The sequence below is a fragment of the Aquabacterium sp. genome (genome assembly GCF_021768455.1).
GTDB lineage: Bacteria > Pseudomonadota > Gammaproteobacteria > Burkholderiales > Burkholderiaceae_C > Aquabacterium.
In genome coordinates this window covers 1-11,999 of the sequence record NZ_JAIZVX010000133.1, presented here as the reverse complement: position 1 = coordinate 11,999, position 11,999 = coordinate 1, and the positions used below count along the sequence as shown (strand labels likewise).

General features: G+C 67.7%; 6 protein-coding genes. 3 read left to right on the top strand and 3 right to left on the bottom strand.

The genetic code is table 11. From position 1 onward, the window contains the following. The first annotated feature begins 40 nt into the window (after positions 1 to 40). From QZ994_RS15485 to QZ994_RS15475, 3 genes are read left to right on the top strand one after another with little or no spacing between them, the layout of a single operon-like run. Positions 41 to 1,069 (top strand): HlyD family efflux transporter periplasmic adaptor subunit, encoded by a 1,029-nt coding sequence (locus QZ994_RS15485; RefSeq protein WP_290873592.1) that lies wholly within the window; start codon positions 41 to 43, stop codon positions 1,067 to 1,069. Next, positions 1,066 to 3,798, top strand: a complete 2,733-nt coding sequence (rbbA, locus tag QZ994_RS15480; protein WP_290873586.1) for a ribosome-associated ATPase/putative transporter RbbA — start codon at positions 1,066 to 1,068, stop codon at positions 3,796 to 3,798. Before QZ994_RS15485 ends, rbbA begins: the two co-directional genes overlap by 4 nt. A gap of 8 nt (positions 3,799 to 3,806) precedes the next feature. Further along, the gene (locus QZ994_RS15475) at positions 3,807 to 4,937 is read left to right on the top strand and encodes an ABC transporter permease (RefSeq protein ID WP_290873583.1); all 1,131 of its coding nucleotides are present in this window, start codon (positions 3,807 to 3,809) and stop codon (positions 4,935 to 4,937) included. A gap of 21 nt (positions 4,938 to 4,958) precedes the next feature. Here QZ994_RS15475 and ligA read toward each other — a convergent pair whose 3' ends face one another. The 3 genes from ligA to smc are packed head-to-tail and all read right to left on the bottom strand — an operon-like array spanning position 4,959 to position 11,752. Further along, positions 4,959 to 7,124 (bottom strand): NAD-dependent DNA ligase LigA, encoded by a 2,166-nt coding sequence (ligA, locus tag QZ994_RS15470; protein ID WP_290873589.1) that lies wholly within the window; start codon positions 7,122 to 7,124, stop codon positions 4,959 to 4,961. Between the two features lie 29 nt (positions 7,125 to 7,153). Then, positions 7,154 to 8,218, bottom strand: coding sequence for a cell division protein FtsZ (locus QZ994_RS15465; protein ID WP_290873580.1), 1,065 nt, complete (start codon positions 8,216 to 8,218; stop codon positions 7,154 to 7,156). Between the two features lie 15 nt (positions 8,219 to 8,233). Then, complete coding sequence (smc, locus tag QZ994_RS15460; protein ID WP_290873577.1) at positions 8,234 to 11,752, bottom strand: chromosome segregation protein SMC; 3,519 nt, start codon at positions 11,750 to 11,752, stop codon at positions 8,234 to 8,236. Positions 11,753 to 11,999: the final 247 nt, after the last annotated feature.

Genomic DNA, 11,999 nt, shown 5'->3' with positions numbered 1-11,999 from the left:
ATCCAGACCACCTCGCCCCCTCACCGCCCTTCTGCTTGTGATGGCCTTGGGGGGCGGGGCTTATGCCGCCTGGCGCCATTGGGAACCCCAGGGCCCAGGCCCCGGTTTCGTCAGTGGCAATGGCCGCATCGAGGCCACCGAGATCGACGTGGCCACCAAGATGGCGGGCCGTGTCGACAGCATCCTGGTCAAGGAAGGCGACTCGGTGAAGGCCGGCCAGACCCTGGCCACCATGCAGGTGCAGGTGCTGCAGGCCCAGCGCGACGAGGCCCAGGCCCACCACCAACAGGCGCAGAACACGGTGGGCAGCACCCTGGCCCAGGTCAGCGTGCGCGAGAGCGACAAGGCGGCGGCCGAGGCCGTGGTGGCCCAACGTGAAAGCGAGCTGGACGCCGCACGCCGCCGCCTGGCGCGCTCCGAAACCCTGTCGAAAGAAGGCGCCTCCTCAGGCCAGGAGCTCGACGACGACCGCGCGCGCGTGCGCAGCCTGCAGGCCGCCGTGGCTGCCGCGCAGGCTCAGGTGAAGGCCGCACAGGCCGGCATCGATGCGGCCAAGGCGCAACTGGTGGGCGCGCGTTCGGCCGTCGGGGCCGCCGAAGCCACCGTGGCCCGTGTGCAGGCCGATCTGGCCGACAGCCAGCTCATCGCCCCGCGCGACGCCCGCGTGCAGTACCGCATCGCCGAACCCGGCGAGGTGCTGGGCGGTGGCGGCAAGGTGCTCAACCTGGTCGACCTGTCCGACGTCTACATGACCTTCTTCCTGCCCGAAACCGCGGCCGGGCGCGTGGCCCTGGGCAGCGAGGTGCATGTGCTGCTGGACGCCGCCAAGCCCTATGTGATCCCTGCCAAGGTCAGCTACGTGGCCAGCACCGCCCAGTTCACGCCCAAGACGGTGGAGACGGCCAGCGAGCGCCAGAAACTGATGTTCCGCGTCAAGGCACGGATCGACCCGCAACTGTTGCGCCAGCACCTGGACCAGGTCAAGACCGGCCTGCCCGGCGTGGCCTGGATCCGCCTGGACGCCCAGCAACCCTGGCCGGCCGAGCTGGCCGTGAAGCTGCCGCAATGAACGCGCCCCTGGCCCGCCTGCAGGGCGTCTCGCTGCGATACGGACAGACGGTCGCGCTCGATGGCGTCGACCTGCACCTGCCTGCCGGCCGGATGATCGGCCTGATCGGCCCTGACGGTGTGGGCAAGTCCAGCCTGCTGGCACTGCTTTCGGGCGCGCGCGCCATCCAGCAAGGCCGCATCGAGGCCCTGGGCGGTGACATGGCCGATGCCAACCACCGCCGCCACGTCTGCCCGCGCATTGCCTACATGCCGCAGGGTCTGGGCCGCAACCTCTACCCCACCTTGTCGGTCGAAGAGAACCTGCAGTTCTTTGCGCGGCTGTTCGGGCACGACCAGGCCGAGCGCCGCCGCCGCATCGACGCGCTCACCACCCGCACCGGCCTGTTTCCTTTTCTGGACCGCCCGGCCGGCAAGCTCTCTGGCGGGATGAAGCAGAAGCTGGGCCTGTGCTGCGCCCTGGTCCACGACCCGGACCTGCTCATCCTCGACGAGCCCACCACCGGTGTCGACCCGCTGGCGCGCAGCCAGTTCTGGGACCTGATCGCACAGATCCGCGCCGAACGCCCCCAGATGAGCGTCATCGTGGCCACGGCCTACATGGACGAGGCCCAGCGCTTCGACTGGCTGGTGGCCATGGACGCCGGCCGCATCCTGGCCGAAGGCACCCCTGCCGAACTGCTGTTGCGCACGGCCTGCCCTGACCTTGAATCCGCCTTCATCGCCTTGCTGCCGCCAGAGCGTCGCAACGGCCACACCGCCGTGCAGATCCCGCCCCTGCCAGATGCCCTGGGAGAGCCCTCAATCGCCATCGAAGCCCAGGGCCTGACCATGCGCTTTGGCGACTTCGTGGCCGTGGACCAGGTGAGCTTTCGCATTCGCCGTGGCGAGATCTTCGGCTTCCTGGGCTCCAACGGCTGCGGCAAGTCGACCACGATGAAAATGCTGACCGGCCTGCTGCCTGCCACCGAGGGCCAGGCCTGGCTGTTCGGCGAACCCGTGAGCTCGGGCGACATCGACACCCGCCGCCGCGTGGGCTACATGTCGCAGGCGTTTTCGCTCTACACCGAACTCACCGTGCGCCAGAACCTGGTGCTGCACGCCCGGCTCTTTCAGGTGCCTGAGGTCGACATCCCCGCCCGGGTGGACGACATGGTGCAGCGCTTCAGCCTGGCGCCTGTGCTCGACACCCTGCCCGAGACCCTGCCCATGGGCGTGCGCCAGCGGCTCTCCCTGGCCGTGGCCATGGTGCACAAACCCGAACTGCTCATTCTGGATGAGCCCACCTCGGGCGTCGACCCGATCGCACGCGACAACTTCTGGCGCCTGCTGATTGCGCTCTCACGCCAGGATCAGGTCACCATCTTCATCTCGACCCATTTCATGAACGAGGCCCAGCGCTGCGACCGCGTTTCGCTGATGCACGCCGGCCGGGTGCTCGTGAGCGACGCTCCCTCGCAGATCGTGCAGGACAGCGGCCAGCCCACGCTGGAGGCCGCCTTCATCGGGCACCTCGTGGCCGCGGCAGGCGACAGCCCCGCCCCAGCGGTCACCACGGCCCCAGGTCCGGACCACACCACGGCACCGAGTGGGTTGGCCCCCACCCGATTCAGCCTGGGTCGCCTGCTGAGCTACCTCTGGCGCGAGACGCTGGAGCTGCGCCGCGACCCCATGCGCGGCACGCTGGCCCTGCTCGGCAGCGTGATCCTGATGTTCATCTTCGGCTACGGCATCAACCTCGACGTGGAGAACCTCAAGTTCGCCGTGCTCGATCGCGACCAGACCCAGCTCAGCCAGGCTTATGCGCTCAACCTGGCGGGCTCGCGCTACTTCATCGAACAGCCCCCCTTGCGCGACACCGACGACCTCGACCGCCGCCTGCGCGCCGGCCAGATCGCCCTGGCCATCGAGATCCCGCCCGGCTTTGCAAGACAGCTGGAAGCCGGCCGCCCCGTGGAGATTGCCGCCTGGGTCGATGGCGCCATGCCCACCCGTGGCGAAACCGTGCTGGGCTACGTGCAGGGCATGCACCTGGGCTGGCTGGGTGAACAGGCCACGCACCGTCTGGGCGTGTCGTCGCCGCCCCTGGCCAAGGTGGAAACGCGCTTTCGCTACAACCCCGATGTGCGCAGCCTGCCGGCCATGGTGCCGGCCGTCATCCCCATGCTGCTGCTGATGCTGCCGGCCATGCTCACGGCCCTGTCGGTGGTGCGGGAAAAGGAGATGGGCTCCATCACCAACCTCTACGTGACGCCCGTGACGAGGCTGGAGTTCCTGGTCGGCAAGCAAGTGCCTTACATCGCCCTCGCCATGGTGAACTTCTTCCTGATGGCGCTGCTTGCCGTCACGGTGTTTGGCGTGCCGGTGCGTGGCAGCTTTGCCGCCCTCACGCTGTGCACCCTGGTCTATGTGACGGTCGCCACCGGCATGGGCCTGCTGGCCTCCACCTTCACACGCAGCCAGATCGCGGCCATGTTCACCACCATGATCGGCACCATCATGCCCACCGTGCAGTTCTCGGGCATGCTCGATCCGACCTCTTCACTGGAAGGGGCCGCCCGGTTCATCGGCAAGGTCTACCCGGCCGCACACATGCTGACCATCAGCCGTGGCGTCTTCAACAAAGGCCTGGGCATGGCCGAATTGCAGCCCTTCTTCTGGCCGCTGCTCATCGCGGTGCCCGTGCTGCTGGGGGCCAGCCTGGCCCTGTTGCGCAAGCAGGAAGCCTGAGGCCCGGCATGATTCAGCGTCACCTCGCCAACATCTACCGCCTGGGCGTGAAGGAACTCTGGAGCCTGGTCCGCGACCCCGTCATGCTCGTGATGATCGGCTTCATGTTCACCGCCATGGTCTACAGCGCCGCCACCGCCACACCGGAGACGCTGCACAAGGCCGCCATCGCCATCGTCGACGAAGACGGCTCGCCCCTGAGCGCCCGCATCCAGTCGGCCTTCTACCCGCCTCACTTCCAGCCACCTGCCATGGTCGCTCTGGACGAGGTCGACACCGGCATGGACGCGGGCCGGTACACCTTCGCCCTCGACATCCCGCCCGGCTTTCAGGAAGACGTGCTGGCCGGCCGTTCTCCCACCGTGCAACTCAACGTGGACGCCACGCTCATGACCCAGGCCTTCTCGGGCAGCGGCTACGTGCAACAGATGGTGCTGGGCGAGGTCAGCGAGTTCGCGCAACGCCACCGCAGCCTGGCCAGCAGCCCCGTGGCGCTGACCACGCGGGTGCGCTTCAACCCCGAACTCACCCACGCCTGGTTTGGCTCGCTGATGGAGATCATCAACAACGTCACCCTGCTGGCCATCATCCTCACCGGGGCCGCGCTGATCCGCGAGCGCGAGCACGGCACCATCGAGCACCTGCTGGTCATGCCGGTCACCCCGACCGAAATCATGCTGGCCAAGGTCTGGTCCATGGGGCTGGTGGTGCTGATCACGGCCACCCTCTCGCTGATGCTTGTGGTGCAGGGCTTGCTGCACGTCCCCATCGAGGGTTCGATCGCGCTCTTCGTGGTTGGCATGACGCTGCACCTTTTTGCCACCACCTCGATGGGCATCTTCATGGCCACGGTGGCCCGCAACATGCCGCAGTTCGGCATGCTGCTGGTGCTCACCATGTTGCCGCTGCAATTGCTCTCGGGTGGTGCCACGCCCCGTGAGAGCATGCCCGCCTTCATCCAGAACCTCATGCTGGTCGCACCAACCACGCACTTCGTGCAACTGGGGCAGGCCATCCTCTACCGCGGGGCGGGCATCGAGGTGGTGTGGCCCCCCTTCCTGGCGCTGGCCCTGATCGGGTCGCTGCTGTTCACCTTTTCGCTGGCGCGATTCAAGAAGGCCATCAGCCTGATGGCCTGAGCCTTTCAGCCCTTCTGTCCTTCAGCCCTCTGATCCGTCGGGGTTCCCGGGTGCGGGGGGCACCGTGCCCGCAGGGGGCTGGCCAGCCGGTGCGGCCAGCAAGGCCAGCAGGCCGGCCTCATCAAGGATGCTCAGCCCCAGCGCCTGGGCCTTTTCCAGCTTGCTGCCCGCCTCGGCGCCCGCGACCACATGGTGGGTCTTCTTGGAGACCGAGCCGGCCACCTTGCCGCCAGCGGCCTCGATCAGGGCCTTGGCCTCTTCGCGGCCCAGCGTGGGCAGGGTGCCGGTCAGCACCAGGGTCTTGCCGGCCAAGGGCAGCGTGGCCGCATCGGCTTCGGCCGAGGGTTCGTGCTCGGCCCAGCTGACCCCCGCGGCGCGCAGTTGCTCCACCACCTCGCGGTTGTGGGCCTGGTCGAAGAAGGTGCGGATGCTTTTCGCCACCACCGGGCCCACATCCCGCACGGCCAGCAACTGGTCTTCCGGCGCATCCATGATGCGGTCGATGCTGCCAAAGTGGCGCGCCAGGTCTTTGGCCGTGGCCTCGCCCACATGGCGGATGCCCAGGCCGAACAGGAAGCGCGGCAGCGTGGTCAGCTTGCTCTTTTCCAGCGCGACCAGGATGTTCTGCGCGCTCTTGTCGGCCATGCGGTCGAGCGCCGCCAGCTTCATCAGCCCCAGCTTGTAGAGATCGGGCAAGGTGCGCACCAGGCCCCCGTCGATCAGCTGGTCGACCAGTTTTTCTCCCAGGCCTTCGATTTCCACCGCGCGGCGCTGCGCAAAGTGGAGCACCGCCTGTTTGCGCTGGGCCGCACAGAACAAGCCACCCGTGCAGCGGTGATTCACCTCGTCGCGCTCGCGCACCACGGTGCTGGCGCAGATGGGGCAATGCCGCGGCATGCGGAAGTTGGGCACGTAAGGCGCACGCGGGGCCGGCGGCTCGCTGCGCAGCACGCCCACCACCTCGGGGATGACATCGCCCGCACGCCGCACGATGACGGTGTCACCCACCCGCACGCCCTTGCGGCGCAACTCGAACAGGTTGTGCAGCGTGGCGTTGGTGACGGTCACGCCGCCCACGAACACGGGCTTGAGGCGCGCCACCGGCGTGAGCTTGCCGGTGCGGCCCACCTGGATGTCGATGCCCTCCACCTGGGTGAGCTGTTCCTGAGCCGGATACTTGTGCGCCACGGCCCACCGGGGCTCGCGGGTCACGAAACCCAGTTGTTCCTGCAGGGCGCGGCTGTTGACCTTGTAGACCACGCCGTCGATGTCGAAGGGCAGTTGGTCGCGCCTGGCCCCCATCGCCTGATGAAACGCGACCAGGCCCTGGGCACCTGAGGCGCCGTGTGCCACGGTGCGTTCTGCGCAGACCGGCAGCCCGAACGCGGCCAGTGCATCCAGCAGGCCACTGTGCGTGGGCGGGATGGCCCAGCCCTGCACCTCGCCCAGACCGTAGGCAAAGAAGCTCAAGGGCCGCTGTGCAGCGATGGCCGGATCCAGTTGGCGCACAGCCCCTGCGGCCGCATTGCGCGGGTTGACGAAGGTCTTCTCGCCACGTTCGCGCTGGCGTTCGTTGAGGCGCTCGAAATCGTCGCGGCGCATGTAGACCTCGCCGCGCACCTCCAGCACCGCAGGCCAGGCATCGGCCGGCCCTTGCAGTCGCAGCGGGATCTGTCCCACGGTGCGGATGTTCTGGGTCACGTCTTCGCCGTTTTCGCCATCGCCACGCGTGGCCGCCTGAACCAGCACGCCCCGCTCGTAGCGCAGGTTGATGGCCAGCCCGTCGAATTTCAATTCGGCAGCGTAGTCGACCGGTGGGGCGTCCTCGAGCAGGGCCAGTTCACGCCGCACGCGGGCGTCGAAGGCCTCGGCGCCCGTGGCCTCGGTGTCGGTCTCCGTGCGGATCGAGAGCATGGGCACCACATGCCGCACGCTGGCAAAGCCATCCAGCACCTGGCCGAGCACACGCTGCGTGGGTGAATCGGCGGTGCGCAGTTCAGGGTGGGCCGCTTCCAGGGCCTGCAGCGCCTGGAAAAGCCGGTCATATTCGGCGTCGGGAATGCTGGGTGCGTCCAGCACGTAGTACCGGTGGGCGTGGGCGTGCAGGGCCTCGCGAAGGCGGGCCGCCTCGTCGGCGGGCGTCAATGGCGCCGCGGGCGCCTGGGCATCGACCGGGGCGCCAAACATGTCGGGCTGGCTCATGGTGCGGCCTTGCGTCAGCTGAAAAGGCGGCGGGTGGCCGGGGCTCCGGCGGCCAGATCGCGGCCCGCCAGCGCCTCGTACAGGCGCACGAGTTCCCCCTCGATGGAGGCAAAGGCCGCCGGCGAGAAGGGGTGCCCCTGGTCGTCGGCCATCAGGGCGTCGAGGCCCACAGACAAGGCCTCGCCTGCGGCGCACCAGGCCTTGAAGGGGGCGTGCTCGGCAGCGGTCTGGGGCACGTCAAAGGCCAGCACCAGCTCGCGCAGGGTGGCCTGCTCTTCGTCTTCCGCAAACGCGGCCTGCGCGTCGAAGTGCAGCGTCAACACAGGCGGAGCGCCCTCTTCCACCGCAGGCAGCACCAAACGCCCAGGCAAGGCCCCCGGGAGGAAGCCGTGACGCGAGGCCTGCTGCTGCACATACCCCACTGACCAGGCGCTGCCACGGGCGTGCAGGCGCAGGGCCAGTTGCGCATCGTGGGCACTGGCGAAGGCATCGAGCTCGCGGGCGCGGGCCACCACGTCCAGCATGTCCGGGAACTCCACCGCCGCGCCCAGGGCATCGGCCATGGTCTGCACCTTCTGCACGAACTCGGAGTACTCGATCTCGTTCAGGCCCCCCGTGCGGTTGGCCAGCAGCACACCGGCCTGCAGTTCGCCATAGGTCACACCCGGCTGAGGCTGTTCCCACTCGCCGCAATCGGTGCGCAGGCCTTCGATCAGCACCGGCTTGCTGCCTGCACGGCGCGAAGGCGGCAGGTGCAGCAGGATGTGGTCCCCGCTGAGCGGGCTGTCCAGCGTCAAGGTGGCGATGGCGTCGACCAGGGCGTCGAGGTGAGCGCCACCGCGCTTGACGGGCGGCATCTGCGGCGCCCCATCCAGGCCCATGGGCTGGGTGGGGGTGTGCTCGTCGAACTGGGGCTCCGTGTCGCCTCCCACCTGGGCGTCGGTGTCCACCGGCTCCAGGGCGGCGCGCTTGGGCTGGCGCGCGGCCAGCTTGCGGTTTTGCCAGGTGCTGTGCGCAATGACGCCAGCCAGCACGACGCCACCGAGGATGGCCAGATAGAGAGTGAGAGAGTTGTTCATGTGGGGTGTGCGGGGTCAGGCGGCATCGGCCATGCCAAGCGCGGCTTCCATGTCGACCGCCACGATGCGGGACACGCCTTGCTCTTGCATGGTCACGCCGATCAGCTGCTCGGCCATCTCCATGGCGATCTTGTTGTGGGAGATGAAGAGGAACTGCGTGCCGCTGGACATGCTCTTGACCAGGCGGGCGTAACGTTCGGTGTTGGCGTCGTCCAGCGGCGCATCGACTTCGTCGAGCAGACAGAACGGCGCAGGGTTGAGCTGGAAGATGGCGAACACCAGGGCGATCGCCGTGAGCGCCTTCTCCCCGCCGGAAAGCAGGTGGATGGTGCTGTTTTTCTTGCCCGGCGGGTGGGCCATGACCTGCACGCCCGCATCGAGGATTTCGTCGCCGGTCATCACCAGGCGCGCGCTGCCACCCCCAAAGAGGCTGGGGAACATGCGCCCGAAATGCTCGTTGACGGTGTTGAAGGTGGCGCCCAGCAGATCGCGGGTTTCCAGGTCGATCTTGTGAATGGCGTCTTCCAGGGTGCCGATGGCATCGAGCAGGTCGGCCATCTGCGAATCGAGGAAGCCCTTGCGTTCGCGCGCGGCGGTGAGCTCGTCGAGCGCGGCCAGGTTGACGGCGCCCAGGGCGTTGATCTCACGCTGGATGCGGTCGATTTCGGACTGCAGGCCGTAGAGCTTGACGCCATCGCGTTCGATCCCTTCGGCCAGCACGTCGAGGTTGACCTCGGCGGCCACCAGCTGCTCCATGAACTGCGCACCACCCAGGGTGGCGGCCTGCATTTCCAGTTGCAGCTTGGTGATCTCGTCGCGCAGGGGTTGCAGGCTGCGCTCGAAGCCCATGCGCTGCTCGTCGGCACGGCGCAGCTGCAAGGAGAGCTCGTCGTAATGGTTGCGCGTGGCCAGCAAGGCCTTTTCCTTGTCCAGCTTCACGGCCAGGGCCTCGTCCAGCCCGGTCTGCGAGGTGGTTTCACTGAGGCGGGACAACTCTTCGTGCAACTGCACGGCCGACGCCTCGTTGCCCTGGATCTGCTGTGCCGCGGTCTCGATCCCCCGCTGCAGCTCACCCCGGCGGGCCACCATGGCACGGGCGGCGAACTGGGCCTCTTGGGCCTGGCGCTCCAGCGTGCGCGACTGTTCACGGGCCTGGGCCAGGCGACGCTCGGCGTCCATCACGGCCTCTTCCAGCTGGGCGTGCTTTTCCTGGGCATCCGCCAGGCTCAGGTCCAGCTCTTCGAAGCGCGCCTCGCCCACGGCTCGGCGTTCCTGGAGTTCGTCCAACTGGCCGTCGATCTCGGCCAATTCGGCACCGATCTGGCTGCGGCGGCTCTGGGTCTGCTCGGCCTGCTGGGCCAGGCGCATCACCTCGACCTGCAACTGATGGCTGCGCTGCTGGGCTTCCGAGGTGTCGCGGCGGGCCGAAGCCAGGCGCTGCGAGGCCTCGGTGTAGGCGGCTTCGGCCCGCACCAGGGCAGCCCGGGCTTCGTCGGCGATCAGGGCCTGTGCCTTGACCTGCTTGTCGAGGTTCTCGATCTCCTGCGCACGGGCCAACATGCCGGCCTGCTCGGAGTCGGGCGCGTAAAACGTCACGCCAAACTGGCTGACCGCATGGCCCGCCTGGGTCAGGATCACCTCGCCATGCTGCAGCTTGCTGCGATCGGCCAGGGCCGCTTCCAGGCTGACTGCCGTGTAGACGCCTTCCAGCCAGTCGTGCATCAAGGCCTTGAGGCCGGCATCGTGCAGGCGCAACAGGTCGGCCAGGCGCGGCAGCGTCTGGTGCCCGGGCGATGTCAGGGCGGCCTGGGGCAGGCTGTAGAAGGCCAGCTTGGCGGGAGGCGCGTCCAGTTCGAACGCACGCACCGTGTCCACGCGGCCCACTTCCAGCGCCGTCATGCGCTCGCGCAGGGCCGATTCCAGCGCGTTTTCCCAGCCGGCTTCGATGTGGACCTTGGTCCACAAGCCGGCCAGGCCATCCAGGCCATGCTTGGCCAACCACGGCTTGAGCTTGCCTTCTGTCTGCACCTTGTCCTGCAGGGTCCGCAGGGCTTCCAGGCGCGCACCGAGTTCACTGTGACGGGCGGCCTGGGCGTTGGCGTTCTGCTGGGCGGCCTTGCGGGCTTCGTCCAGCGTCGGCACCGTCTCGGTCAGCTCACCCAGTTGTTCTTCGAGGATGGCCAGGTCCTCCTGGCGGGCCTCCAGATCGATCTTCAAGCCGGCCAGGCGCTCGTCGTCCACGCTGGCCAGGCCGCGTTGCTCGGTGCTCAGGCGTTCGTGGCGCTGGCGCAGCTGCCGACTCTGGTCGTCGATGTTGCGAGACTCGGCCGCCAGCAGCTGGATCTGCTGCTGCACCTGACCCGCCACCCCGCGCTGTTCGTTGGCACGCTGTGTGGCGGCGCGGACGGCGTCCTCCAGCGTGGGCACATTGCCGGCCAGCTCTTCCGCCTGGGCGGCCAGGATCTCGGCCTGCTCTTCGGCTGCCAACATCTTCTCGGCCAGTTCTTCCAACTCGAACTCGGCAGCGGCGCGGCGTTCCGCCCATTGTTCGTTCTGCCCCTTCAATTCGGCCAGGCGCTGCTCGACACGGTTGCGCCCTTCCACCACGTAGCGGATGCGCTCCTCCAGCCGGCTCACCTCGAGGTTGGCCTCGGCCAGGGCGCCCTGGGCGGTGTGGAGCTCGTCACTGGCGGCATAGTGGTCCTGGCGGACCTGTTCCAGCTCGGCCTCCACGTGGCGTAACTCGGCCATGCGGGCTTCCAGCGCGTTGGTGGCCTCGGCCATGGCCAGGCGGATCCGGGTTTCTTCAGAGGCCGCATCGCGGTGCTTCAGAAACCACAATTGGTGCAGCTTCAGCGTGCCCTGCTCCTGCAGGCCGTGGTAACGCGTGGCCACCTCGGCCTGCTTTTCCAGCTTCTCAAGGTTGTTGTTCAGCTCACGCAGGATGTCTTCCACGCGGGTCAGGTTCTCGCGGGTGTCCTTCAGGCGGTTCTCGGTCTCGCGGCGGCGCTCCTTGTATTTCGAGACGCCTGCGGCCTCTTCCAGGAACAGGCGCAGCTCTTCCGGCTTGGACTCGATGATCCGGCTGATGGTGCCCTGGCCAATGATGGCGTAGGCGCGCGGGCCCAGGCCCGTGCCCAGAAAGACGTCCTGCACGTCCCGGCGGCGCACCGGCTGGTTGTTGATGAAGTAGCTGGAGGTCCCGTCACGCGTGAGCACGCGCTTGACCGCGATCTCGGCAAACTGGTTCCACTGGCCGCCGGCACGGGCGTCTTCGTTGCTGAAGACCAGCTCCACGCTGGAGCGGCTCGCCGGCTTGCGGTTGCCCGAGCCGTTGAAGATCACGTCCTGCATGGATTCGCCACGCAGCTCGGAGGCTTTCGACTCGCCAAGCACCCACCGCACGGCGTCCATGATGTTGGACTTGCCGCAGCCATTCGGCCCGACCACGCCCACCAGCTGGCCAGGCAGCTGGAAGTGCGTGTGCTCGGCGAATGACTTGAAGCCAGACAGCTTGATCGAATTCAGACGCATGCTTGGGGGACTGGGGAAACGCGATCCGGAAAGATGGTCTCGGGCCTGCAGGCAGGCTCACCCTGCGTCACACACCTGGCACTCACCTGCTAAGTCGTTGATTTATCTTGGAAAAGCCACTTTGTATCAGGCTCAATTCAACCAAAGATGATAGCATCGACGATCAATCGTATTTCCTCGCTCACGCGCAGCCCACCATGGCCAAGAAAGCCCCTGCCTCGCCCACCGCCGCATCGGCCGCGGCCTT